The organism is Streptomyces sp. NPDC006450, assembly GCF_040612195.1.
Taxonomy (GTDB): domain Bacteria; phylum Actinomycetota; class Actinomycetes; order Streptomycetales; family Streptomycetaceae; genus Streptomyces.
On the sequence record NZ_JBEXPT010000012.1, the window covers coordinates 1 to 26062 of the forward strand.

Annotated in this window: 19 protein-coding genes, 1 tRNA gene and 3 pseudogenes; 20 read left to right on the plus strand and 3 right to left on the minus strand. The window is 68.9% G+C overall.

What is annotated here, in order from left to right; all coding sequences use genetic code 11:
• Positions 1-92: 92 nt before the first annotated feature.
• Positions 93-1436, minus strand: coding sequence for a UDP-N-acetylglucosamine 1-carboxyvinyltransferase (murA, locus tag ABZY57_RS07200; RefSeq protein ID WP_243337326.1), 1344 nt, complete (start codon positions 1434-1436; stop codon positions 93-95).
• Positions 1437-1709: 273 nt separating this feature from the next.
• On the opposite strand from murA, the gene ABZY57_RS07205 reads away from it, so the two are divergent.
• From ABZY57_RS07205 to ABZY57_RS07260, 12 genes are all read left to right on the plus strand, one after another.
• Positions 1710-2270, plus strand: a complete 561-nt coding sequence (locus tag ABZY57_RS07205) for a YqgE/AlgH family protein (protein WP_356508989.1) — start codon at positions 1710-1712, stop codon at positions 2268-2270.
• A 61-nt stretch (positions 2271-2331) separates the two neighbouring features.
• A complete protein-coding gene (locus ABZY57_RS07210; RefSeq protein WP_243337322.1) occupies positions 2332-2619 on the plus strand; it encodes a DUF3039 domain-containing protein in 288 nt (95 codons plus the stop codon).
• Positions 2620-2772: 153 nt separating this feature from the next.
• Positions 2773-4422 (plus strand): beta-N-acetylhexosaminidase, encoded by a 1650-nt coding sequence (locus ABZY57_RS07215; protein ID WP_356508992.1) that lies wholly within the window; start codon positions 2773-2775, stop codon positions 4420-4422.
• Positions 4423-4931: 509 nt separating this feature from the next.
• Positions 4932-5726, plus strand: coding sequence for an FAD binding domain-containing protein (locus ABZY57_RS07220; protein ID WP_356509118.1), 795 nt, complete (start codon positions 4932-4934; stop codon positions 5724-5726).
• Entirely contained in the window at positions 5723-7696 is a 1974-nt protein-coding gene (locus tag ABZY57_RS07225) for a (2Fe-2S)-binding protein (protein WP_356508994.1), read from the plus strand. Before ABZY57_RS07220 ends, ABZY57_RS07225 begins: the two co-directional genes overlap by 4 nt.
• Positions 7697-7740: 44 nt before the next feature.
• Positions 7741-10026, plus strand: coding sequence for a xanthine dehydrogenase family protein molybdopterin-binding subunit (locus tag ABZY57_RS07230; protein WP_356509120.1), 2286 nt, complete (start codon positions 7741-7743; stop codon positions 10024-10026).
• 147 nt (positions 10027-10173) lie between these two features.
• Positions 10174-10674, plus strand: coding sequence for a hypothetical protein (locus ABZY57_RS07235; protein ID WP_356508996.1), 501 nt, complete (start codon positions 10174-10176; stop codon positions 10672-10674).
• Entirely contained in the window at positions 10674-12185 is a 1512-nt protein-coding gene (locus ABZY57_RS07240; RefSeq protein ID WP_356508998.1) for a hypothetical protein, read from the plus strand. Before ABZY57_RS07235 ends, ABZY57_RS07240 begins: the two co-directional genes overlap by 1 nt.
• Before the next feature lie 27 nt (positions 12186-12212).
• Entirely contained in the window at positions 12213-13388 is a 1176-nt protein-coding gene (gene mycP, locus ABZY57_RS07245) for a type VII secretion-associated serine protease mycosin (protein WP_356509000.1), read from the plus strand.
• 55 nt (positions 13389-13443) lie between these two features.
• On the plus strand, positions 13444-13869 hold the full coding sequence (locus ABZY57_RS07250) for a hypothetical protein (protein WP_356509002.1): 426 nt from the start codon (positions 13444-13446) through the stop codon (positions 13867-13869).
• A gap of 16 nt (positions 13870-13885) precedes the next feature.
• A complete protein-coding gene (locus ABZY57_RS07255) occupies positions 13886-16174 on the plus strand; it encodes a hypothetical protein (RefSeq protein ID WP_356509004.1) in 2289 nt (762 codons plus the stop codon).
• A 146-nt stretch (positions 16175-16320) separates the two neighbouring features.
• Positions 16321-16824: a hypothetical protein gene (locus ABZY57_RS07260; RefSeq protein WP_356509006.1), complete on the plus strand. Its 504-nt coding sequence runs from the start codon at positions 16321-16323 to the stop codon at positions 16822-16824.
• Positions 16825-17138: 314 nt separating this feature from the next.
• Here ABZY57_RS07260 and ABZY57_RS07265 read toward each other — a convergent pair whose 3' ends face one another.
• A complete protein-coding gene (locus tag ABZY57_RS07265; RefSeq protein WP_356509009.1) occupies positions 17139-20912 on the minus strand; it encodes a hypothetical protein in 3774 nt (1257 codons plus the stop codon).
• A gap of 316 nt (positions 20913-21228) precedes the next feature.
• Here ABZY57_RS07265 and ABZY57_RS07270 point away from each other — a divergent pair.
• From ABZY57_RS07270 to ABZY57_RS07290, 5 genes and pseudogenes are all read left to right on the plus strand, one after another.
• A pseudogene (locus tag ABZY57_RS07270) lies at positions 21229-21387 on the plus strand (GntR family transcriptional regulator); the annotation flags it as partial.
• A gap of 68 nt (positions 21388-21455) precedes the next feature.
• A complete protein-coding gene (locus ABZY57_RS07275) occupies positions 21456-21632 on the plus strand; it encodes a GntR family transcriptional regulator (protein ID WP_356509122.1) in 177 nt (58 codons plus the stop codon).
• A 21-nt stretch (positions 21633-21653) separates the two neighbouring features.
• Complete coding sequence (locus ABZY57_RS07280; protein WP_356509011.1) at positions 21654-21974, plus strand: HD domain-containing protein; 321 nt, start codon at positions 21654-21656, stop codon at positions 21972-21974.
• Positions 21863-23024: pseudogene (locus ABZY57_RS07285) on the plus strand (site-specific integrase); the annotation flags it as partial. The gene ABZY57_RS07280 and the pseudogene ABZY57_RS07285, both read left to right, overlap by 112 nt.
• Positions 23025-23625: 601 nt before the next feature.
• The gene (locus ABZY57_RS07290) at positions 23626-23820 is read left to right on the plus strand and encodes a hypothetical protein (protein ID WP_356509013.1); all 195 of its coding nucleotides are present in this window, start codon (positions 23626-23628) and stop codon (positions 23818-23820) included.
• Between the two features lie 210 nt (positions 23821-24030).
• Here the strand turns inward: ABZY57_RS07290 and ABZY57_RS07295 are convergent.
• Positions 24031-24105: transfer RNA gene (locus ABZY57_RS07295), tRNA-Cys, on the minus strand.
• Positions 24106-24339: 234 nt separating this feature from the next.
• Between ABZY57_RS07295 and ABZY57_RS07300 the strand changes: the two genes are divergently transcribed.
• From ABZY57_RS07300 to ABZY57_RS07310, 3 genes and pseudogenes are all read left to right on the plus strand, one after another.
• Positions 24340-25755 carry an MFS transporter gene (locus tag ABZY57_RS07300; RefSeq protein WP_356509124.1) on the plus strand — a complete coding sequence of 472 codons (1416 nt, stop codon included), beginning with the start codon at positions 24340-24342 and terminating at the stop codon, positions 25753-25755.
• Positions 25661-25870, plus strand: a pseudogene (locus tag ABZY57_RS07305) (Fic family protein); the annotation flags it as partial. The gene ABZY57_RS07300 and the pseudogene ABZY57_RS07305, both read left to right, overlap by 95 nt.
• Before the next feature lie 27 nt (positions 25871-25897).
• Positions 25898-26020, plus strand: coding sequence for a hypothetical protein (locus ABZY57_RS07310; RefSeq protein WP_356509128.1), 123 nt, complete (start codon positions 25898-25900; stop codon positions 26018-26020).
• Positions 26021-26062: the final 42 nt, after the last annotated feature.

Genomic DNA, 26062 nt, shown 5'->3' on the forward strand with positions numbered 1-26062 from the left:
CGGGGCCTGTGAGGGCGTTCTGGGTCGGTCTGCGTGGATCTACGCCCGTCGGGCGCTCGTCAGACGGGCGCCAGGCGCCCGCCGGACGAGCGTCAGACGAGGTCGCCGCCCGGGAGCTCGACCTTGGCGCCCAGTTCCACGAGCTTCTCCATGAAGTTCTCATAGCCCCGGTTGATCAGGTCGATGCCGTGCACCCGCGAGGTGCCCTCGGCGGCGAGCGCCGCGATCAGGTACGAGAATCCGCCGCGCAGGTCGGGGATGACCAGGTCGGCGCCCTGGAGCTTGGTGGGCCCCGAGACGACGGCCGAGTGCAGGAAGTTGCGCTGGCCGAAACGGCAGGCGCTGCCGCCCAGGCACTCCCGGTAGAGCTGGATGTGCGCGCCCATCTGGTTGAGCGCGGAGGTGAATCCCAGGCGGGACTCGTAGACCGTCTCGTGGACGATCGACAGGCCGGTGGCCTGGGTCAGCGCCACGACCAGCGGCTGCTGCCAGTCGGTCTGGAAGCCGGGGTGGACGTCGGTCTCCAGCGCGATGGCGTTGAGCGGGCCGCCCGGGTGCCAGAAGCGGATGCCGTCGTCGTCGATCTCGAACGCCCCGCCGACCCGGCGGAAGGTGTTCAGGAACGTCATCATCGAACGCTGCTGCGCGCCGCGCACGTAGATGTTGCCGCCGGTCGCGAGGGCCGCGGACGCCCAGGAGGCGGCTTCGAGCCGGTCCGGGAGCGCCTTGTGGTTGTAGCCGCCGAGGCGGTCCACACCGGTGATCCGGATGGTCCGGTCGGTGTCCATGGAGATGATCGCGCCCATTTTCTGCAGGACGCAGATGAGGTCTTCGATCTCCGGTTCGACGGCGGCGTTGCTGAGCTCGGTGACGCCCTCGGCCAGGACGGCCGTCAGCAGCACCTGCTCGGTCGAGCCGACCGACGGGTAGGGCAGGCGGATCTTGCAGCCGCGCAGTCGCTGCGGGGCCTCCAGGTACTGACCGCCCTCGCGCTTCTCGATGGTCGCGCCGAACTGGCGGAGCACCTCGAAGTGGAAGTCGATCGGCCGGCCGCCGATGTCGCAGCCGCCCAGGCCCGGGATGAAGGCGTGGCCGAGGCGGTGCAGCAGCGGGCCGCAGAACAGGATCGGGATCCGCGAGGAGCCCGCGTGCGCGTCGATGTCGGCGACGTTCGCGCTCTCGACGTGCGAGGGGTCGAGCACCAGCTCGCCCGGTTCGTCTCCGGGGCGGACGGTCACCCCGTGCAGCTGGAGCAGCCCGCGCACGACCCGGACGTCCCGGATGTCGGGAACGTTGCGCAGCCGGCTCGGCTCACTGCCGAGCAGGGCCGCGACCATCGCCTTGGGTACGAGGTTCTTCGCGCCGCGGACACGGATCTCGCCCTCGAGCGGAGTTCCGCCGTGGACAAGCAGTACATCGTCACTGATGCCGGTCATGAATCTCGCGTTCCGGAGAGGGGTGGGCAGGGGGCCAGTGAAAAGGGTAAGGGGCATGACCCCCCTGTTCGTAAGGCTGACGGGGCCGTAGGACTGTCATGAATTCGGCACAACACCCTGGGTGCCCGCCAGGTGGCGGAGCGTCTCCTTCCGCACCGGGTCCGGCCGGCGGCCCGCGCGCGCCCCGTACTGCCGCGGTGCGCCCTGAGCTGCGTACGGTCCGGATGCGCCGTCCACTCCCCCTCGCGGGCCAATGTGCGAGATCATGTCGCCATGACCGAGGTGTCCTCCCTCACAGGGCGGCTGCTCGTGGCCACCCCCGCCCTCGCGGACCCGAATTTCGACCGCGCGGTGGTGCTGCTGCTCGACCACGACGAGCAGGGCTCGCTCGGCGTCGTCCTCAACCGCCCCACGCCGGTGGGCGTCGGTGACGTCCTGCTGTCCTGGGCTCCGCTGGCCAAGGATCCCGGAGTGGTCTTCCAGGGCGGCCCGGTGGCGCTGGACTCCGCGCTGGGCCTGGCGGTCGTCCCGGGCGAGGAGGGGCCGCTCGGCTGGCGCCGGGTGCACGGGGCGATCGGCCTGGTGGACCTGGAGGCCCCGCCCGAACTCCTCGCGGCGGCCCTGGGCGGCCTGCGCATCTTCGCCGGGTACTCGGGCTGGGGCCCGGGACAGCTGGAGGAGGAACTGGGTGTGGGCGCCTGGTACGTGGTCGACTCCGAGCCGGGCGACGTCTCCTTCCCGGACCCCGAGCGGCTGTGGCGCGCCGTGCTGCGGCGCCAGCGCAGCGAGCTGGCCATGGTGGCCACGTACGCGGACGACCCGTCGATGAACTGAGCCCGTGGCCGGGGCGCCGCCGCGGATCCCTCGCGCGCGAGGGACTCGGTACCCTGGCGTCATGAGCACTCTTGAGCCCGATCGCGGGACTGGTACGGGGACCCTCGTAGAGCCGACGCCGCAGGTGTCCCACGGCGACGGCGACCACGAGCGCTTCGCCCACTACGTCCAGAAGGACAAGATCATGGAGAGCGCACTCGGGGGCACCCCCGTCGTCGCGCTCTGCGGCAAGGTCTGGGTTCCGGGCCGCGACCCGAAGAAGTACCCGGTCTGCCCCATGTGCAAGGAGATCTACGAGTCCATGGGCCCCGGCGGGGACAAGGACAAGGGCGGCAAGGACGGGAAGTAGTCCTCCGGCCCCCTGGAAGCGGGACGAAGGCCCTCGGTGCGCACAGGTGCGCCCGGGGGCCTTTGCCGTGCCCCGGGGGCGGGTTAGGGTCGCCGCGTCAGCGCCCTGTGAAACGTACGTTGCACATGCTGCAACGGTGGAGGAGTCGAGGCCATGCCCGAGTTGATCCCGCAGCCGCAGTACGCCCGCTTCCGGCCCGACGGGGCCGTGCTCGAACTCAGGTCGCCGCTGATGCACGCCGGGCCCGGCGCCGGGGGAACGGCCCGCTGGCTGCGCCGCGAACTCGGCGCGGCCACCGGCTGGGTGCTGCCCGCCCCGGCCCCCGGCGAGACGTACGACGTGCACCAGGTGATCCGGCTCGTGGTGCGCCCGGAGCTGGCGCGGGAGAGCGGCCCCGAGTCGTACGGGATCCACATCGCGCCCGGCGCCGTGCTCCTGGAGGGCGCCGACGAGGCGGGCCTGTTCTACGCCGCCCAGACGCTGCGTCAGCTCCTCGGGGCCGACGCGTACCGGCGGGCGCCGCTGCCGGGGGCGGTGTGGCGGCTGCCGTGCGGGGACGTCGCCGACGGCCCCCGCTTCGGCTGGCGCGGCCTGATGCTCGACGTGGCCCGGCACTTCATGCCCAAGGACGGGGTACTGCGGTACATCGACCTGCTCGCCGCCCACAAGCTCAACGTGCTGCACCTGCACCTGACGGACGACCAGGGCTGGCGCGTGCAGATCGAGCGCTACCCGAAGCTCACCGAGGTCGGCGCGTGGCGTGGCCGCAGCCGGTGGGGCCACCGGGCCTCGCCGCTGTGGAACGAGACCCCGCACGGCGGCTTCTACACCCGGGACGACATCCGCGAGATCGTCGCGTACGCCGCCGAGCGGCACGTGCGGGTGGTGCCGGAGATCGACGTGCCGGGGCACTCGCAGGCCGCGATCGCCGCCTACCCGGAGCTCGGGAACACCGACGTGGTGGACACGTCCGCGCTCGGGGTGTGGGACGACTGGGGCATCAACGAGAACGTGCTCGCGCCCACCGAGGCCGTCCTGCGGTTCTACGAGGGGGTCTTCGAGGAGCTGCTGGAGCTGTTCCCGGCCGAGGTCTCGCCCTTCGTGCACATCGGCGGCGACGAGTGCCCCAAGGCGCAGTGGAAGGCCTCCGCGGTCGCGCAGGAGCGGATCCGCGAGCTGGAGGTCGACGGCGAGGACGGTCTGCAGTCCTGGTTCATCCGGCACTTCGACGGCTGGCTCGCCGAGCGCGGCCGCCGGCTCATCGGCTGGGACGAGATCCTGGAAGGAGGACTGGCCCCGGGAGCGGCCGTGTCCTCCTGGCGCGGCTACGCGGGCGGCATCGCCGCCGCCGAGGCCGGCCACGACGTGGTGATGTGCCCTGAGCAGCAGGTGTACCTGGACCACCGTCAGGCGGGCGGCGAGGACGAGCCGATGCCCATCGGGTACGTACGGACATTGGAGGATGTGTACCGGTTCGAGCCGGTACCGCCGAAGTTGTCCGAAGAGGCCGCCGCCCACGTGCTGGGAGCGCAGGCCAACGCGTGGACCGAGGTGATGGAGGACCAGAGCCGCGTCGACTACCAGGTGTTCCCGCGCCTCGCGGCCTTCGCCGAGGTGGTGTGGTCCCGGCTGCCCCGGCCGGAGGACCGGGACTACGCGGACTTCGAGGCGCGGATGACGGCCCACTACCGGCGCCTGGACGCCCTCGGGGTCGACTACCGGCCGCCGGGCGGCCCGTTGCCGTGGCAGCGCAGGCCCGGAGTGCTCGGACGCCCGATCGAGGGAGCGCCCCCGAACGTGTGACGAGCCCCCCGCGGGGATGAGCCGCGGGGGCGCGGGATCGAGGTCGGGGCGAGGCCGGGGCGGGCCCGGGGCAGGGCCGGGGTGAGGCCGGGGCGATGTCGTACCGGGGCCGGAGCGGGGCCCGATCACGGTCGGATCGCAGCCGGGTCACGGTGGGGTCGCGCGGCTGGTGCGGGGGCCGTGCGGGCGCCGTACGGAGGGCTGCACCCGGGGCTGCGCGGGCGGTGTCGCCGGTGGTGCGCGGGCGGCGGACCCTCGCGTCCGGTGCTCCGGAAGATGTGCCAGAGTTGCCACCTCCCGGCGGTGAGCACGTACCGTACGGCGGACAGGCGTGAGCGCCGGGACCGGGACATCGGGAAGGGGCAGCTGGGTTGACCACGCACGCACCGCACGCACCGCAGGCACGGGACTCGTCCCAGGGGCCCCGCAGCGACCCGCGGGCGGGGAACGCGGCGCAGTCCGTGACGCTGCCGGCCTCGCTCGACGAGGCCGTGGCGGCGCTCGCGGCCATGCCCGCCGCCGTCCCCGTGGCGGGCGGCACCGACCTCATGGCCGCCGTCAACGCGGGACTCCTTCGCCCCTCCGCCCTGGTCGGCCTCGGCCGGATCAACGAGATCCGCGGCTGGCAGTACCAGGACGGCCACGCCCTGCTCGGCGCCGGCCTGACGCACGCGCGCATGGGCCGGCCGGACTTCGCCGCCCTGATCCCGGCCCTGGCCGCCGCCGCGCGCGCCGCGGGCCCGCCGCAGATCCGCAACGCCGGCACGCTCGGCGGCAACATCGCCACGGCCGCGCCGACGGGTGACGCGCTGCCCGTGCTGGCCGCTCTGGAGGCCGTGCTCGTCATCGTCGGGCCCGGCGGATCGCGGCGCGAGATCCCGGTCTCCCACCTGCTGGCCGGCCGGGAGATGCTCCGCCCCGGAGAGCTGATCGGCTTCGTGCGGGTGCCGTTGCTGCACGCGCCGCAGGTGTTCCTCAAGGCCACGGGCCGTACGGGACCGGGGCGCGCGGTGGCGTCCGTGGGGCTCGTACTGGACCCCGCGCGCCGGGGTGTGCGCTGCGCGATCGGCGCGGTCGCCCCGATGCCGCTGCGGCCGCTGGAAGCCGAGCAGTGGGTTGCATCGTTGATCGACTGGGACGGGGAGCGCAGTCTGGCCCCCGAGGCGCTCGAAGCCTTCGGCGAGTACGTCGCGGCGGCGTGCGTGCCCGACCAGGGGGAGCCGGTGGCTCCCGCAGTACTGCATTTGCGGCGGACGGTGGCCGTGCTGGCACGGAGGGCCCTGGGGAGGGCGCTGAGCTCATGAGTGAGAACGAGAACACGGGTCCCGCCTGGGGCTGGGAGCCGGTGCCGCACGGCGGCGAGTACGACTCCGACGCGACGGCCTTCGTGAAGCTGCCGCAGGACATGCTGGACGCGCTCGGCACCGGGGAGCCCCTCGCGGCCCCCGGGCACGGCTACGTGCCGCCGCCGATGATCGTGCCGCTGGGCACGGGCAGTACGGATCCGGCGGCCACGGGCACGTGGACGATCCCGGTGCAGTGGCCGGAGGCGGGTGCGACGGCGCCGGCCGACACGGGTGCGGGCGCGGGTGCTTCGGGGGCCGCGGGGCGGGCTCCGATCCCGGCGTCGGTGCCGATTCCGGCGTCGGTGGCCGCGGCGTTCGCGGATCCGGCGGCGGAGCCGGTGGCCGAGCCCGGCGCGGAGAACTTCGGGGAGCCCTTCGGCGAGTCCTTCGGCGAGCCGTTCGGCGAGCCCTTCGAGGCGAGCCGGGGCGCCGCGCACCAGCCGGGGGCCACTGGCGAGTGGCGGTTCCCGGAGGCGGCGGCGAGCGACGTGTGGACCCCGGGAGGCGCGGGCGACACGGGCAGCTTCGGGCAGCTCGCGGCCTCGGCCGACTGGAGCCAGGCCCCCGCGACGCTGCCGGGCGGGGCCGCGGCCCCGTGGGCGGCCCATCCGGACTTCGAGGGTGCGCGCGGATACGTGGCGCAGCAGCCGGACGGCGACGGGCCGGTTTCCGGGGGGCCGGGTTCGGACGGGCCGGGCTCCGACCCGCTGCGTTCCGACCCGCTGGGCTCCGATCCGCTGGCTTCCGATCCGCTGGGCTCCGGGGTGTTCCCCGGGGTGTCCGCGCCGGCCGGCGGACTCTTCGGCTCGGCCCCGGGGCGCGGGCCGCGCGTGCTGGGCGGCCCGGGGGTCGGCACCCCGCTGGACGGGGAGCCGGGCTACCCGGCCCCGCACGACATCGAAGCCGCCCACGGCCCGGCGCAGGTCCCGGACTCGGGGGAGCGCCAGCACCCGGGGACCGAGGGCGAAGCCCGGGGTACGGGCGAAGCCCGGGGTACTGACGAAGCCGTGAGCGGAGCCGGGGACCAGGACCTCGACGGGGCCGGGGACGAGGCCGGAGCCGGGGCCGTGGGGGCGGAGCAGGGTGGCGGCGGAGTCGTGCCGGCCGCCGGCGGAGCCGGGGCCGCGCCCGCGCCGGGTACGGACGACGCCGACCTGGCTGTCGGGACGGCTTCGGCGGAGACGGCCGAAGGGGCTCCGGGCGAGGGGGCGACGTACGAGGAAGAGGCCGCCGACGGAGCGGACGCCGCGGCCGTCGCCCAGCAGGAGCACCCGTCGGCCTCCTACGTCCTGCGCGTCAACGGGGCAGACCGCCCCGTCACCGGTGCGTGGATCGGCGAGTCCCTCCTCTACGTGCTGCGCGAGCGCCTCGGCCTCGCCGGCGCCAAGGACGGCTGCTCGCAGGGTGAATGCGGCGCCTGCGCCGTGCAGGTCGACGGCCGGCTCGTCGCCTCCTGCCTCGTCCCGGCGGCCACCGCGGCGGGCAGCGAGGTCCGGACCGTGGAAGGTCTCGCGACCGACGGGGAACTGTCGGACGTACAAGAGGCGTTGTGCAGGTCGGGTGCGGTGCAGTGCGGGTTCTGCGTCCCCGGCATGGCCATGACCATCCACGATCTGCTGGAAGGCAACCACGCCCCCAGCGAGCTGGAGACACGCCAGGCCCTGTGCGGCAACCTCTGCCGCTGCTCCGGCTACTCGGGCGTCATCGAGGCCGTGCGCGAGGTCGTCGCCGAGCGCGGATCGGCGGCGGAAGCTGCCGCCGCGGCCTCCGCCGAGGCCCGGATCCCGCACCAGGCCCCGCCGGGCGAGGGCGGCTTCCACGGGATGCAGGACAACCAGGGCAGCCAGGGGAACCACGGGATGCAGGACAACCAGGGCAACCACGGGAACCACGGGATGCAGGGCAACCACGAGGGAGGCACGGCGTGAGCGCCCACGACGCTGCGACGGTCCCGGTAGCGGTCACGACACCGATGACCGAAGGCGCGGAACCGTCGGAGTCGGCGGTCCCGCGCGGCATCGGCGCGTCCGTCCCGGCCACCGACACCCGGGCCAAGACCGAGGGCACCTTCCCCTACGCCGCCGACCTGTGGGCCGAGGGCCTCCTCTGGGCCGCCGTGCTGCGCTCCCCGCACGCCCACGCCCGCATCCTCTCCATCGACACCTCCGCCGCCGCCGAAATGCCCGGCGTGCGGGCCGTCGTCACGCACGCCGATGTCCCCGGCGCCACCACGCACGGCCGCCGCATCGCCGACCGGCCCGTCTTCGCGCACGACGTGGTCCGCCACCACGGCGAGCCCATCGCCGCCGTCGCCGCCGACCACCCCGACACCGCACGCCTCGCGGCCGCCGCGATCGCCGTCGAGTACGAGCTCCTCGACCCGGTCACCGACCCCGAGCAGGCCTTCGGCGCCCCCGACCTGCACCCCGACGGCAACCTGATCCGGCACATCCCGCTGCGCTACGGCGATCCCGAAGCCACCGGCGAGGTCGTCGTCGAGGGCCTCTACCGCATCGGCCGCCAGGACCCCGCACCCATCGGCGCCGAGGCCGGCCTGGCCGTGCCGCGGCCCGACGGCGGCGTGGAGATCTACACCGCCTCCACCGACCCGCACACCGACCGCGACCTGGCCGCCGCCTGCTTCGGCCTCGAACCGGACCGCGTACGGGTCGTGGTCACCGGGGTCCCGGGCGCGACGGCCGACCGCGAGGACGCCGCCTTCCAGCTCCCGCTGGGCCTGCTCGCCCTGCGCACCGGCTGCCCGGTGAAGCTGGCCGCCACCCGCGAGGAGTCCTTCCTCGGCCACCCCCACCGCCACCCGACGCTGCTGCGCTACCGCCACCACGCGGACGCGGACGGCCGGCTGGTCAAGGTCGAGGCCCAGATCCTGATGGACGCGGGCGCCTACGCCGACGCCTCCTCGGAATCCCTGGCCGCGGCGGTGGCCTTCGCGTGCGGCCCGTACGTCGTCCCGCACGCCTTCGTCGAAGGCTGGGCGGTGCGCACCAACAACCCGCCCTCCGGACACGTGCGCGGCGAAGGCGCCATGCAGGTCTGCGCGGCCTACGAGGGCCAGATGGACAAGCTGGCGGCCGCCCTCGGCATCGACGGCGCCGAACTTCGCCTGCGCAATGTCCTGGCCACCGGCGACCTGCTCCCGACCGGCCAGACGGTCACCTGCCCCGCCCCCGTGGCGGAACTCCTGCGCGCGGTCCGCGACCACGAGCTGCCCGCCCTCCCCAAGGACACCCCGGAGGAGGAGTGGCTGCTCCCGGGAGGCCTGGAGGGCGCGGGCGAGCCGGGCGCGGTGCGGCGCGGCGTCGGGTACGGGGTCGGCATGGTCCACATGCTCGGAGCGGAGGGCACCGACGAGGTGTCCACGGCCACGGTGAAGATCGTCGGCGGCGCGGCGACGGTCATCTGCGCCGCCGTCGACACCGGCCAGGGCTTCTCCACGCTCGCCCGCCAGATCGTCCAGGAGACCCTCGGCGTGGACGAGGTCGTCACGGCCCCGGTCGACACCGACCAGCCGCCGGCGGGCCCCTCCGCCCACGGCCGCCACACCTGGGTTTCGGGCGGCGCGGTCGAGCGGGCCGCGAAGATGGTCCGTACCCAACTCCTGCAGCCGATGGCCCACAAGCTGGGCATGTCCACCGAACTCCTCCAGATCGCCGATGGCCGGATCACGTCGTACGACGGCGCCTTCTCCACGACCGTCGCGGAGGCGATGGAGGGCAAGGAACTCTGGGCGACGGCCCAGTGCCGCCCGCACCCGACGGAGCCGCTGGACGGGGACGGCCAGGGCGACGCCTTCGTCGGCCTCGCCTTCTGCGCGATCCGCGCGGTCGTCGACGTGGACATCGAGCTCGGCTCGGTGCGCGTCGTGGAGCTCGCGGTCGCCCAGGACGTCGGCCGGGTCCTCAACCCCCGCCAGCTGGCGGCCCGCATCGAAGCGGGCGTCATCCAGGGCGTGGGCGCGGCCCTGACGGAGAACCTCCGCACGGCCTCCGGCCTGATCCGCCACCCGGATCTGACGGGCTACGCCCTTCCCACCTCGTTGGACGCCCCGACGGTCCGCATCGTCAAACTCGTCGAGGAACGCGACGTGGTGGCCCCCTTCGGCGCCAAGCCGGCGAGCGCCGTCCCGGTGGTCACGGCCCCGGCGGCGGTGGCCTCGGCGGTCCGCGCGGCCACGGGCCGGCCGGTCAACAGGCTCCCGATCCGGCCATCCGCGGCGGTGGCGGCGCCCAACTCATAACCTTGTGACCCCGATTGCACCTGCAACCCGGAACTTGGGCCTGTCGGTGTCTGTCGATAGAGTACCTATGGACACTGGCGACGTGCGTGTGCGAATGCACGCGAAGCGGGTGTGAACGGGGACGACGGGGAGTCGGGGAGGCCAATCGTGGCAGTGGACTATGGGCCGGGCGTGTTCGGGCTGGACTTCGGCGTGGGCGTAGCCTCGCCGGCGGCTCTGGGCGCGCTCCAGGTCGAGTACGAATCGCTGACGGACTACAAGAAGCGGGTCGACGGTCTGCTGGAGAAGCTGGACGGCTCCCCGGCGAGCGACAAGAAACTGGCGGACGGCACCCTCCCGGAGAACTCCCTCGGCGAGGGTTTCGCGGAGGCCAAGCGGCTGTTCACGGCTTACACGAACGTGCACACGCAGCTGCTTGCGCTGTCGAAGGGGCTGGCTGACCAGATCGAGGGGCTCAGCATCGCGATCCAGACGAGCGGTCGCGGTTTCGAGGGCGTGGACGAGGAAACGAAGCGTCGGATGCTGGCGATCAGCAAGCAGGCCGACGCCAACTACGTCCCGGAACGGGACCCGTTGGCGCCGCCGCCCCCGCACAGTTCGGCTTCGCAGTCATCCGGTTCCGGAACGTCGCAGGTGGAGGGTCTCTGATGGCGACGAACTTCGAGAACCACACGCACCAGCAGCTGCTGGCCATGCTGGCCTCGGCCAATGCGGAGACGCTCAAGGCGCGCGGCGCTCAGCTGACGGACGCCGCGGCGACCATCAAGGAGATTGGCGAAAGCCTCAAGGACCACCGGGTGACCGGCTGGGAAGGCGAATCGGCCGTCGCCTTCCAGGACTGGGTCAGCCGCACGGGCAACGCGACGCTGCGGCTGAGCGAGTACAGCGCCGAGGGCGGCAAGCAGCTGACGCAGGCCAGTCAGGTCGTCATCGAGGTCAAGGCCAACATGCCGAAGTACGACAGCGGGGCCGCGGCCAACCTGGAGGCGTCCCGCGAGTACCGCAACGACCCCGACGCGCAGCAGATCGGCCAGCAGGCGCACTCAAAGCTGAGCGGCGACCGGCAGCAGGCGATCCAGCAGATGACGAAGCTGGCACAGGGGTACGAGGCTTCGGCTACTGGGATGGAGATGGCGGAGATTCCCACGTTTCCGCCGCCACCGGCAACGTTTGTTCCGGAAGTGAAGGACGGAGGGCAGGAACTGGAGCGCTCTGGCGGGACTCCTCAGGGGGCAACCGGTGGGGCTGGCCAGGGTGCAGTTGGAGGGGCTTCGCCGGGGGCAATTGGGGCAGGCGGCTCGTCGTATGCCCCGACACCCTCGGGTCCTGGAGGTGCGGCGCCTGGCCCCGGTTCTGCGCCCGGCCCGCAGCCGTCGCCGGGACCCATTCCTGCGCCCCCGGACCGCAACATTGGCACCGGTCTCGACACCGTCGGCCCGACGCCGAGTACGACCCTTCCCCCGGCCCCGGCAGTACCCGGGGGCCCGGGTCAGGTCGGTCCGGGCGGAGGCGGTCTGGGTGTCACCCCCGGTGGGTTCGTCCCGCCCCTGACGCTGCCGCCGGGCGGTGGAATGCAAAAGCCGATCGGCGGTGTCGGCCCAGGCGGCTTCGGTCCCGGCGGGACCATTCCCGGCGCGGGCGGGGTTGGTGGGAAGGGGGGCGGACTAGGCGGTGTTGCCGGGTTGCCCCCGCGCGACAGTGGGATCTCGGGGGGCCGACCGGTGACACCCAGTGGGCCGGGCGCGAGCATTCCCCGTGGCACGGTCATTGGTGGTGAGGGCGCGCAGACGGCCGGGCGCGGCATGGGCATGGGCGGCGGCATGGGTATGGGTGGTGGCGGAGCGAATGGCGCTCTTGGCAACCCGATGGCCGGTCGTCGTCTTGCCATCGAACCGGGCGGCGTCGTCGATGGGCACCAGCCGGGTGCAGGTGGTCGCTCTATCGCTGGTGGGCAGCCGTTTACCCAGGGTGGTTCCGGCCTGGTTCGCGGTGGAGCGGGCTCTGCTCCGATGGGTGGACCAATGGGCCACGGGGGCGCTGGCGCACATGCTCCAGGTCGACGGAGTGACGGCCCGCAGGGTGAGCGCCCGGACTATCTGGCTGAGGACGAAGAGACGTGGCAGGGCGATGGTCGTGTCGTTCCGCCGGTGATCGACTGAGTGGAGCGGACGTTGCAGGGGATGCGCATGCGTAGGGTGACGGCGGCCTTGGCCGGTTTCTTGCTGGCCGGGATTTCCGCGACCCCGGCCCATGCAGAGACCATTCGGTCCCAGCAGTGGCATCTCACCTCGATGAAGGCCGACGAGATCTGGAAGACCGCCACAGGCAGGGGCATCACCGTCGCTGTAATCGACACGGGTGTCGGCCGTATCCCTGAGCTGGAAGGGCAGGTTCTCCCCGGAAAGGACTTCGCCACGTCAAACAAGGGCGACGAACGCACGGACTATGAGAAGCATGGAACCACCATGGCTGCGTTGATCGCAGCAACGGGCAAACACCCCAGTGGTGATGGGTCGTTCGGGCTTGCGCCAGGAGCCAAGATTCTTCCGATCCGCGTGCCACACGAGTCCCGCGAGACCGCTCCGTCTTGGACCGAGGCGATCCGCTTTGCGGCGGACTCAGATGCCAAGATCATCAATATCTCGCTGGGGCTTCCCAAGGATGACCCCGAGCGGCTCGGTGCCGTTAACTATGCCTTGTCTAAAGGTAAGTTGATCTTTGCTTCCGTAGGCAATGAGGGCGATGCGGGCAATAGCGTCCTCTACCCGGCTGCAACGCCAGGCGTGGTAGGCGTTGGTGCTGTTGGCCCAGATGGCAAGGCGACCTCGGAGTCTCAGCACGGTCACCAGGTCGACCTGGTGGCCCCGGGCGTCGACATCGTCACGGCTTGCGCTAGCGACACTCAGCTGTGCAAGAACCATGGCACGAGTGACGCCACCGCCCTCGCTTCCGCGTCGGCTGCTCTGGTGTGGTCTGCCCACCCCGAGTGGACTAACAATCAGGTGCTCCGAGTCCTCATCAACACCGCGGGCAAGCCCGTCGACGGCGCCGAGCGCAGCGACTTCGTCGGCTACGGCGTCGTTCGCCCCCGCATCGCGGTACCCAACCCCGGCGACCCCGGCCCCGCAGACGTCTACCCGCTCCCCGACCTGGCCGCAGCCGGCGGTGGGACCGGGACGAAGGCCCCGTCGGGGCCTTCCTCCTCCGCCCCCTCCGGCCAGGCGGCCCCCGCTCCCCAGGCCGAGGCGAAGGCAGAGGACAGTGGCAGTGGCAGCCTTCCCTGGCTGGCGCTCGGCCTCGGTGCGTGCGTACTCATCGGCGGAGCCGTCACCGCCGTTGCCCTCCGGCGCCGGAGCCGCTGACTCGCGCGAAGCTACTGAACCGCAGACCACCAGAGCCAGAAGGGAAGGCCACGCCATGTCGTTCGACGAGGAATGGTCCACGGCCCGGAGCGCTGCCGCCGCCAACGTCTCCACGCGGCTCAACAGCGTCCCCGCCGCACCCGGTCCCGGCGGCGGCCCCGCCGATCTGGAGCTGAACCAGGACCACATCGGCGAGGTCGGCTCCGAGGCCCACAAGCTCCACACCCGGCTCACCGCCGACGGCAAGCACGCCGCCGCCTCCACCGCCGAGGCGGCCGGCGCGCTCGCGCGCGAGGGCTTCGCGAGTGGTGCGGCCCTGCTCAAGGTCAACACCCGCTGGGAGAGCCAGCTCAAGACCCTCGTCGCCGCCTGCGCGAACATCTCCAACGGGTTGAACTACTCACTCTCCTCGCACGCCAAGGAAGAGCAGCAGCTGCACGCCGATTTCACGGCCTCCAAGATCGACCAGCTCCTCAAGTGACGAAGGTGTCGGACACGTGCTGACGTACGAGAACGTCATGAACGCGCCCTTGGGCCCGCTCCAGACCGCGATCACCGACTGGGCCGCGATGGTCAAGAAGCTGGACGAGCTGGCGGAGTCGGCCCGCAACGGCATGAAGGCCAAGTCGGACAAGGCGCAGTGGAACGGCGCCACGGCGGGTGTCGCCCGATCCCTCGTCGACAAGACGGCCAAGGAGTTCGACGACGCGGCCCGTGAGGCCAAGGGCATCCACCTCCTGCTCACCGACGGCCACGCCACCCTCAAGGCGGTCCAGGAGCAGATCAGGAAGCTGGTCGCGGACGCCCCGGCCGCCGGCCTTCGGATCGACGAGAGCGGGCGGGTGTCCGCCATCCCGCTCGCCGATGCGCAGGACCGTTACGCGGCCCAGCACGATCCGGACTACCAGGCCACGCTCCGCAAGAATCAGGGCTTGTGGCAGGAGCGGGTCAACCGTGCCGTCGAGGACGCCCAGGACGCGGATGACTCGCTCGTCCGCGCGCTCCAGGCCAATGTCACGGACGACAACAACTTCACCGCCCCGAAGTACGGCACGCTCGACGCCGAACAAGCCGACCGGGCGGCCGCGCTGATGAAGAAGGTCACGGGTGACGGCGGCACGGCCCGCAACCCCGAGGCGCTGCGCGAGCTGGAGGACCTGCTCGACGACAACCGGGAGGACCCGGAGTTCGCGACGGGGTTCTACCGGACGGTGGGCGCCGAAGGCACGTTGGAGATGTACGCCACCATGTCCCTGGATGCCACGAGCCTCGGCGTCGCGGGCAGGGACCGTGCGCTGATGGTCGCGAACATCCAGAGCGACATGGGGGCGATGCTCGGCCTGGCCACGCACAAGGACGTGCCGAACCACCTCGACGCGGCGTGGACGACCCAGCTGATGAAGGCCGGCCGCAAGGAGATGCAGGTCACCGGCGGTGTGACGTCGATCTACGGCTACCAGGCGCTCGGCGCGCTGATCCGTGAGGGCACGTACGACACGGAGTTCCTGACCTCGGTCGGCCGCGACATGGTCGCCATGGACCGCAAGGATCCGAAGGCCTGGGAGTACCACACCCCGTACGGCCTGGACTCGGTCCTCAACCAGGGCGAGGGCGGCGGGCGGGGCTTCTACCCGCTGACGGGCCTGATGGAGGCGCTGGGCAACAACCCGGACGCGGCCACGGCCTTCTTCAACGAGCCGGTCCGAGAGGACAGCAACCACGACGGCATCGTCACCAAGGACGACAAGCCGGTCGGCGGACAGCACGGCAAGGACCAGGGCATGGTCGACTACATGCTCGACAAGAAGCCGTACATGGACAGCTTCGACATCGCGAAGACGGGTGACGTGCACCCGGCGCAGGACGCGCTGGGCGGCGCCCTGGAGGCGGCGGTGACGGGCCGCGCGGCGGGCGACGAGGACGCCAAGCCCGTTCCGCACACCGGCCCGATGACGGACGTCATGGAACGGGTCGTCGAGAAGATCAGCGACAACCCGGAGGTGGTCGCGGCGAAACCGGGCGCGGACGAGAAGGCCCCGCTGGCCGGCCTGTCCGGCCACTTCGGGCGGATGGCCGCCGAATACGTACCCGACCTGCAGGCGTCCGCCGCCCACCATTCCGCCCAGATCAAGGTGAGCGGTGAGATGGCAGAGTTCAACAAGGCCGACATGGCCCGCTTCCTGGGGGCGGTCGGCCAGGATCCGGAAGCGTACGGGGCGATCGTCAACGCCAACCAGGCCTTCACCGGGGTTCTCGTCAACGACGTCATCGTGCACCGAGTGGAGCACGGGCACTTGGACACGGCGATTGAGAACGCCGTTTTCCCCGGTGGGCAGATCACCGGGATGCTGACGGAGGCCCGGGCCCAGAACATGCACTCCGAGACCGCTCACAGTAACGAGGAGTACGTCAAGGGCGTCGAGGACACTGCGAAGTGGATCAATCGAGGTATCACCGCGGCGGGCGGCAAGTACGTCGAGTTGGTACCGCTTGCCGGTGACGTACTGGAGTGGGTCCAGGAGGACGTCACCGAGCACTTCGTGGAGGACGCGAAGAAGGAGGGCGAAGACAAGACGGCCGAGACGGAGAAGAAGGTGGCCACGATGTACGCCGCTGCCGAAGAGAGGTCGAGCAGGGCGGCGGACGACGCCGTCCACCATGCGGCGGCCGGGTCGGGTATGTCGGCGGCGGATGTCGACACCCTGGCGACGGCCGCTTCGAAGGAGTCGGCCGTTGGCCACTCCGTCGGCCGGGATCTGGTGGCGTCGTCGGCCAGTCGGTCGTGAACGGCGGATTCGATGCCGCCGGTTCGAAACGTGAAGGGGACGCTGTGATGGCGTGGGTGCGGGCGGTACGCGTCACGGGGGTTGTGGCGGGGTTGGTGTTCGTGGCCGGATGCGGGGGTTCGGACGCTGAGGTGAAGGCTCCTGCCGTGAAGAATCCCGAGGTCGCGGCGACCGAGGCGTGTTCCGGGCTATTCGCGGAGGCGGGCGCGGACGCGCTGGGGCGGGTCCTGCAGTCCTGGTACCTGGTCCCGGACGCCAAGGGGGCCGTGGGCGCCACGGCCATGGCCAAGGCCGTGGAGGAGGCCCGGGCTGTGCCGTCATGCGTGGTGACCGGCCGGATCGGGTCGGGGAAGCGGGTCGCGGAGGTCCGGCCGTCGGTGGAGGGTGCCGCAGGGGGCGGCGTGCGGGTGGCGCGCGCTGACAAGGAGAGGGCCGTGGCGTTCGACTGCGTCAGTGCCCGGGCCGGGGCCGCGGGCTCCGTGCGGCTCACCGTTGCTTTCGAGGACCAGTGGGACAGCGAGGGGGAGACCAAACTCGCAAACGACTACCTCGTCATCGCTCACTCTGCCGCCCGTGCGCTGGCCAAGGAGCTGGGCTGCCGCGACGGTGGCGGGCTACCCGAGCAGGCCTCGGCGCTACCGGCCGGCTGATCGCGGCCCCTCGTGGGGCCGACACGGCGAAGGCCGGTCAGGGGAGCGCCCTCCCCTGACCGGCCTTCGCTGTAGAAGCCGTGACCGGAATCGAACCGGCGTAACTCGCTTTGCAGGATTGTCCCGGTTCACGAAAACCCGAACGTAGGCGTTCGCTCCTGTTCAATCTTGTACGCACCCGGGTCGTTTGGGAGGAAGCACGGCTTCCTCGTACGGGTGCGTACGTCAATGAACGAGACGAAAACTGAGACGGAGGGAGGTTGGCCGTTCTGGGCCAGGATGGCCCTGAACGGAGCCGAGACGACCGTCGTCGCTCAGTCGATTGCCTCCCGATCGAACCACTCGTCCTTGCCGGACACCTCCCTGAGCGGGGTCGCCCTGCGTGCGACGTCGGCGGTGAGCGTGTCGTTCGCCGCGTACCTCAAACCCGAGGGCAACTGAGTAGCACGTCGGAGTAGGTCGCGGCTGGTTGGAGCAGTCATAGTCGAGAATTCAGGATGGAACACCCGATTCGGGATGTTGTCATGCGTGCTAGCGTGAGCATCGATTATGGAATTAGTCGCTTCGCTCCAGTCCTTTCCGGATGAACGCACTAGAATGTTCAGTCGGCACGCCCCCATAAGGCCTGCTATCTCGTTATTGCGGCAATTTTCTGTGGCGTTTTCCAAAACTGCAAGCGCGTCTGCGCGATGCAACTTAGCAGAGACAATGTAAACCCAAGACGGGTGAGTGGATGCTAGACCGTCATGAGGGATACCAGGCCCGGAACGGAGCCAAATGGGGGGCGCCGCAGAGTGAAGTATTTGCAACGTGTAGGCGTCGAGTTGCCGTACCCATTTAATGAGGGGCCCTGAGTTTTCGGCAAAGGCTGAGACGGGTGCCCAGCGCATCATGCAGCAGAGTATGAAGAATGCATCGTCTTCATTTCTAATCCCTGCTACTTGATCCGCCCACCAGCCGAGGTTCCCACGCTGCTGCCTGGCGTAGCGGGCTCGAATGACTACAGACACTGCATCATCGAGCATATTGCCCACGGTGCTGCGATTTAGATTGCCGCTTCGAATCTCTCCGAGTGCAGCACCGAGGACCAAGGTGCGACGGCATTGACCTCCAAGTGCATCAGTGATGGATGCATGAAAGTCCACCCAAACACGGATGTCATTCCTAGGGTTCGGTGCAGCAGAAGCTGTTTGCATAATGGAATAGAGTTCGTGGAGCAGCCGCTCGTATCTGTCGCCCTGCGCGCGCGCTTTGAGCTCGCGGATCCCTATCCTGGTCCAGGGTCCTACGTTGCCGTCTGATTGAAGAAGGTAGAGCAGCTGATCTGGCGACGCGATGGTGGCGCACATCCCTGTCACGGTCACAGTCTGACGCCTAGTCAAGATGTCTACGTGCACGCCGGCACGGAAGGCCTTAAGGAAGGAGTCGAAATTGGATTCGGTCAGCAGACTCCGAGATGGAATGTCTGCATCGAGCAGGATGTGCCAGGAACGGAGGTCCTCGCCAATTCTCGCGACAATTTCGGCGCCCTGGTCGACGGATATGTAACTAAGGGAATCCGCGATTCTTCCTATAGTTAGCCACGAATTGCGCGCGCGACTTGTTCGAGCTCGAGACCATTTGGTGAACCACCAGTCGACGGTCTCTGACCCCGAGGCGTTCGCTGCAAGAAGCTTCGCGGCATCAAAATCGGTTACGCCGGATTTGGCTCGCTGCTCGATCCTCTGTATCATTTTTTCAACAACCTCTTCACCGCCAGAGTCCGCTGGAAGTGAAAGGTTCGAGTTCGCCAATTCTCGCGGGTTGAAGAGGGCGGCGGATTCTTCGGAGGAGATGATCTCAACCATCTTTGACACAGAGCGCGGCTTCTGTGAAAAGACTTGGTCTCGAAGCAAGGTCAGGGCCACCTCGCGGGAATAGGAGATTAGCGAGTAATCTCCTCCAGATTGCACGAGGTCCTCTACCAAGTCGACCAGGTTTGCTAGCTCGCCTACATCTGAAAAACCTGCGTAGAAACGCGTGACGTTCCACCAGTAGGGATTTCGGAGAAGAGCTTCGAAGCGATCGGACCGATTTCCTGCGTGCTCGGCCCCTGGGCTACTTGTTCGCGCTGTCGAATAGAGGTACCGCGCTGCGAAGTACTCTCGGAGTGGCTGCACTTCGAATTCGAAAGTGTTTTGTACTCGACTCGTCAAAACCATTACGCGATCGGTCATGCCGGTGAAGAGCTGGTCCACCAGCTCAAGCTTCTTCTTTTTATAGCCGCGGGTTAGGAGATACTTCTTGAGCAGTGTCTTTAGTTTTGGTTCTGAGATGCTCCCTGTCGAATCCCCGGTCTCGGCCAGGCAGTGCAGTTCCCAGGCCACGTAACCGTGTAGGTCCAAGATGAGTTCTCGCTCGTCTCGGATGATGGTGCTCTTTTCGGCTTCGCGGTCTAGGAATGTCTCCATGTACTCGCGGTAGAGGGCCGTTCGTTTATCTGGGAGTGAAGGACCCTTCTTGCGGACCAGCCAAAGAAGAATTGCGAGCTGCATAGGATTGCGGGCGAGGTCAACAATGTGCGGCTGACCCAACTTGAGCCCTAGCACTTGCCTGATCTCGTGTGCTGCGTGATGGCCGACGTTTCGAGAATCTAGCCAGCCATCCGTGTACTCAAGCACCAGAGACAACGGTAGATCGCCCAGTGTGAAGTAGGTGTATTCGCGCTTCGAAAATCCAGGAGTTTTTGAGAATGAACTGGGCCGGCTGGTCGCTACTGTGCGAAACGATGGGCTGAACGGCTCGATGCGATTTAGAGCTTCGTTCACGCACGAAACCACAGCCCGACGATCTCCGAGGTCAGGAACTTCGTCGAGGCCGTCGAGGATTAGAAGGGCGGGGGTAGCCCGTAGAAGTGCGTCCAAATCCGAGATGGAAAATTTCATCCCGCCGGAGGATCGACTGATTTGAGCGACGAGAAAGGACTCGAGTGTGTCTGACCACCCTTGAGGCAATCCTTGATTTTTGATGTCGAAGGGATCCTGGCGCCGCAACCAGGTGGCCAAGTCTCGGAAATCCACGTGAAATGGAAACCGAATAGGGCTGTAACGGTGCTCTTGTCGGAATCGATCTACCTCTGCGAGTCCGAGAAGACGGGCTCTGTGTACTTGGCACACGTACTGCCCGACTGTGGATTTTCCCTGTCCCGGAGCGCCCTCTAGAACAAGGCGAGATTGCGATGGCGCGAAGTTGCCAGGAGCCATCTCCTCGGAAAGTAGAACAGAGGCAGCTGCTGGACCGCTTGTGCGGTTGCTAGTCATGAAGGCGGCAGAAACATCTGATGATATAAGACCTGCCCATTTCTCCATGGTGAGAGCCCTCTGATTCGGGCCGCTGTGGTAGCGAATGCCAAGTGATCGCTCGATGGAGTTTCGGGAGAGAGGTACATCAATGTAGACGTCAAGGAGTTGTGGCTCAAGTTCCGCCTGCTTGAATTTCACCATCCTGTCGCGTTGGTATTGGTGCATCATATATTTCATGAGTGCGCTAACACGTGCATCCCCGCGTGCGATTCTGATGAAAGATTCGTCGTCTGCGGTACTGTCTCTCAGTCCAAGCAGTTCGGCGAGTCCGGTCACATCCCGAATGAATCCGTAAGTGCGCTTGATTTCGGTCTGGCTATCCAGACGTCGATCTAGGTCGTCGCGCCACCACACCTGTGCCGGAATCGGCATGTTCTCGTTGAGCCATTTTTGTACGCGATCTCGAGTACCAGAATCAGTGTGAGAGGAACACTGGGCATTCGTCATCAACACGTACTTCTGGGCGCCGCGAGAAGCTAGTTCCTGAACCTTTGGGAGTTCGCCGGTAAGTGCCTTAGTTATCCAAGCGACGATCTGGTCCGGAGTGGCGAGCTTGTTGGGGGTGGGTTTCCGAAATTTCACTTGGTATACGGTTGAATCCGCAACTCGGAGGCGTGGGTCGGATGCATCCCTTCCCCCATCAGGCATTCCCACTGGGAAGCACTGAACGTCTGGGTAGTAGGCGACTAGAATCGCTTGGCAGAGTTCCTGGAACTCGTCTGCTCCGAGCGATTCGTAGTCGTACATTTTGGCCACTGTGCCTCCGTGTCGGGAGTGCTGTCTGACGGAGCGACATGCTATCGAGGCCGCCACCTTGATGATGGGCAGACGACGAATTTGGATGGGTCCGGCCGAGGCGGGGTCGCACCCAAGCGCGGTGATGGCGGGGTCTTGCAACCACGGGCCCAAACAGGCGTACAGCCGACGGTCAGGCAGGATGGATCTCGGATGTGCAGTGAGATGGTCCGCGGTCCGCTGCTGCTGGGCATGCGAGCCTGTTGACTACAAGGCGGATCAGTGAAGAGAGCAAGTGCCCGACCACAGCCCGCGCGGGACCTATCTCGTGATCTCGGAAGCGCTGCGTGCACGGATCGTTGAGGGGGCCTATCCCGAAGGGCTGCCATCCGAAGCGGAGATTGGGCGGGAGTTCGGCGTTGCTCGTACGACGGTCCGTCGGGCTCTGCGAACGCTCGAGGAGTCCGGGGACGTCGCAACTGTCCCTGGAGTCGGACGGCAGGTCGCCACAGCCGGTCGGCTCGCGCCCTACGAACAGATCATGGCGGACCGCAAATGCGAATCCATGAAGGTGACCTCCCCGCCGGCGCGCGGCTCCCCAGCGAGACCGAGCTGGCGGAGGCTTACGGCGTGGCTCGGGGGACCGTGCGGAGAGCCGTACGTGAACTGGAAACGGCTGGGTATGTCCAAGCACGGCAGGGTGTTGGGCGCTTCGTCAGCCCGCGCTCTTGAGTCGAGATGGTCTCGGAGGGCATGCACGTGAAGCTGGCTAAGTGGGCGTACGACCTTGCCGAAGCACTGCTCGCGGAGAACCTTCCGGACCGGTGGGCTCACTCGCAGCGGGTCTACTCCCAAGCCTTGACCCTGGTGCCGGCACTGGGTGTCGATGCCGAGTTGCTTGCTGCGGCTGCCATCGCGCACGACGTCGGCTATGCCAAGGACGCTGTGGACACAGGCCAGCACCTGACCGGCGCCACGTCGAGCGCAAGACCCGTGCCGAAGTCACGATCGCTGTACGGAAGCTGGAGAAGGAGCGGGAGGCCAAGACTGTGCGGAAGCCGGGCAAGGCCATGACGGTCAAGGCCTGGCTGACGCACTGGATCGAGAACGTCGCCCCGCTCGGGGTCAACGACAACACGATGGTCGGGTACGGAGTCGCCGTGCGGAAGCACCTCATTCCCGGACTGGGCGCTCACCGGCTCGACCGGCTCACGCCCGAGCACATCGAGGTCTTCTACGCGAAGATGCAGGCCAACGGCAGCAAGCCCGCGACCGCACATCAGGTGCACCGCACCTTCCGCACCGCACTCAACGAGGCAGTACGCCGCGGCCACCTCGGCAAGAACCCCGTCCAGTTGGCCAAGGCTCCGAAGACGGGCGACTACGAGGCGGAGCCCTACACGGTTAAAGAGGTACAGCGGCTCCTGGAGGCCTCTGGTCGGCAACGGAATTCGGCGCGCTGGGCCGTCGCGCTCGCCCTCGGGCTGCGGCAGGGGGAGGTACTCGCGCTGAAGTGGGAGGACGTGGACCTGGAGGGCGGGTTCCTCGTAGTCCGCCGCAGTCGCCATCGGCCGCAGTACAAGCACGGGTGCACCGACCCTTGCGGACGCAAGGCCGGGTACTGCCCGGAGAAGCAGCGCACCAACCCGGAGACGTCCACCACCAAATCGCGCGCCGGCCGCCGCGCGGTGGGACTCCCGGAGCAGCTCGTCGAACTTCTCCGGGACCACCGCAAAGCGCAGGGCACCGAGCGGGACGTCGCGGGGAAGTGGTGGATGGAAGGCGGCTGGGTCTTCCCCGACGAGCACGGGCGCAGTCCCTCGCACCGACGGGACTGGGCCGAGTGGAAGGCTCTGCTCGTGGAAGCGAAGGTTCGGGACGGGCGGCTGCACGACGCGCGCCACACGGCCGCCACGGTGCTGCTCATCCTCGGGGTGCCGGAGCGGGCGGTCATGGGCCTCATGGGATGGTCGACCACGGCCATGGCCGCGTCGGTATCAGCACATGGTCGACGCGGTGCGGACTGACGTGGCGCGCCAGGTCGATGGTCTGATCTGGAAGCCGGAGACGGAGACGGGCCAACTGAATGACGGCGCGGCCAATGCCGCCATTCGCGGCTACTGAGCTGCTCGGTGGAGTCGAGTGCCACCGGCCAGATGCGCAGTGACGGGACCGCGATGGCGGGTGGAGCTAGCACCCTTTGACTTGCCAGAGAGATGGCGGTGTGCGAGGCGTATCACTCTTAAATCGGCGGCTCCGAAAAGGGGGCCTTGGCCATCTGTGTGAAGCGATGGTAGGCCGCGGATCAATTCGGACTTATTTCGGAAACCCCTTGATCACGGCCTTGTGTCAGCGTGTCCGATACGCCCGTTACGGCGTCAATAGAGCTCCTGGCGCGCCTGGTTAGCCCAGTTCGCGAACAACTGTGGCGCAGATCACTTTCCTTGAAGGGACCCCGGATGCCCTGATAGCGGTTGGTCTAGCGCCTCAACAGGGGTGCTCCCACAGGCCTTTGGTCGCAGCCTGCCTCCCGGCATGGCTGCGGCCCCCTGCTACCAACAGGGGGCCGCCGGGTATTTGCAGTCGAGCCTGGAAAGGGTCGATACCCATGTTTCACCGTAGTGCCCGGCGTCAGGGGCGCACAGTGACGCCGCTCACGCAGAGTGCTGTAAATGGCGACAAGCGACCGATTTTGATTGCATCTGTCGTTACTGGGGCCGGGCTCATGCTCGGCGGTGGTGTCCTCGCCGGCGCCATCGCGCCGGATGCGGCAACCGCTGTGGCCACCATCGGCACCGCCGCAGGGGGCATCGTCGCCTTCGTCCTGCGCCGCTCCTCGGTCGCGTCGGGCGACAGTGCCGCAGAGGGGCGCAGGCGCGTCACCGGGCGGGACGACAGCACTACTTCCCTGGAGAACTAACGAGGAATGCTGGAGCCCCGGGCACTCGCGTGTCTCGGGGTCTCCGGCCTGCTCGGTCTTGGTCGGGCCGAGAGAGCGGCCGGTCGTGCCGTCCGGGCGATGGCGCCGCCCTCGGCGGAGAGCACCGATTGAGACGGGAACTGAGACGGACGGCCGAAGGGGCGGCACCCTCAGAGGGTGCCGCCCCTTCGTTTTGCCTGTTCAGGCAGCTGGAAGCCGTGACCGGAATCGAACCGGCGTAACTCGCTTTGCAGGCGAGTCCCTCAACCACTCGGGCACACGGCTGGGTGGTGGTGATGGGTATGACCGTACGAGGGGGCGGGAGGGTGGGGAAGGGGTCTGGGGGCGGTGCAATGCGACTGCCATGCCGCGTTCACAGAGGGGGCGGGTAGGACCTTTGGCCTAGGGCTGGAGGAGGGGGTGGGATCCGTCGGAATGACAGGGTCGAAAGAGCAATACGGGCCTTACTCTGGGGCGATGAGCGTCCTCCCGCAGCGAGCTGCTGCCCCAGCCGCATCGATGCCCGACCACCCGAAGGGCGGGATCCTCGGGCCCGCGTACCGGACGCTCAGCATCGGCATCATCTCCGTCATCTTCCTCATCGCCTTCGAGGCCACCGCCGTCGGGACCGTCATGCCCGTGGCAGCCCGGGAGCTGGACGGAATCGCGCTCTACGCGTTCGCCTTCTCCGCCTACTTCACGACCAGCCTCTTCGGGATGGTGCTCTCCGGGCAGTGGGCCGACCGGCAGGGGCCGCTGCGGCCGTTGACCGTGGGGATCGGGTCCTTCGCCGCGGGGCTGGTGTGTTCCGGGACCGCCGGGGCGATGTGGATGTTCGTGCTCGGGCGGGCCGTGCAGGGGTTCGGAGGCGGGCTGGTCATCGTCGCGCTCTACGTGGTGGTGAGCCGGGCCTACGAGGAGCGGCTGCGGCCCGCGATCATGGCGGCCTTCGCGGCGAGCTGGGTCGTGCCCTCGATCGTCGGGCCGCTGGCCGCGGGGACCGTGACCGAGCACCTCGGGTGGCGCTGGGTCTTCCTCGGGATACCCGCGCTGGTCTTCGTACCGCTGGCCGTGGCGCTGCCCGCGATACGGCGGACCGCGTCCGGGCCGGTGGACCCCGAGGCGCAGCCCGTGGCGTTCGACCGGCGGCGGATCCGGCTGGCGCTGGGCATCTCGGCCGGTGCGGGGCTGCTGCAGTACGCCGCGCAGGATCTGAGGTGGCTGTCGCTGCTGCCGGGGCTCGCGGGGGCGGCGCTGCTGGTGCCCGCCGTGATGGGGCTGCTGCCGCGCGGGACCTACCGGGCGCGGCGCGGGCTGCCGTCGGTGGTGCTGCTGCGGGGCGTGGCGGCGGGGTCGTTCATCGCGGCGGAGAGCTTCGTACCGCTGATGCTGGTCACCCAGCGGGGGCTGAGCCCGACGCTGGCCGGGTTCTCGCTCGCGCTGGGCGGGGTGACGTGGGCGGCCGGCTCGTGGGTGCAGTCGCAGGGGCGCGTGGCGCCGTACCGGGAACGGCTCATGGTGCTGGGCATGATCATGGTCGCGGCGGCGATCGCCGGGGTGCCGGCGGTGCTGGTGGAGTGGGTGCCGGTGTGGATCCTGGCGCTGGTGTGGGCGGTGGGGTGCCTGGGGATGGGGCTCGTCATCGGCTCCACGAGCGTGCTGCTGCTGAAGCTTTCGGCGCCGGAGGAGGCGGGGGCGAACTCCGCGTCGCTGCAGATCTCGGATGCGCTGGCGAACGTGGTGCTGCTTGCTGCGGGTGGCGCGGCGTTTGCCGCGCTGGGCGGGGGAGCGGTGGGTGCGGTGCACTCCGTGGCGGAGGGGGCCGGGGCTTCGCACCCCGGTGCGTTCGTCGTGGTGTTCCTGCCGATGGCCTGCGTGGCGCTGGTGGGGGCGTGGGTCGCCACCCGGCTGGACGGGGAGCCCCGGCGGGGCTGAGGGCGTCGGGACGTCGGCGTACGAGGACACGTACGAGCAGGCGGCCGCCCTGCTGCACGGGATCGCGACGAACCACCCCCTCGTCGACGGGAACGAGCGCACCGCCCGGCTCGCCGCAGCCACCTTCCACGCCCTGGGCGTGGTGGATCTCGGTGATGCCGATCAGGACGTGGCGTACGACCTGGTCATCGACGTGACGGCGGGGCACGAGGAGCGCATCGGACCGATCGCGGAGCGGCTGCGCGCGCTGACCCGGCGAATGTGACGCTCGCCGCACGCGCCGAGGTCACGGGCCTGTCCCTCCGCG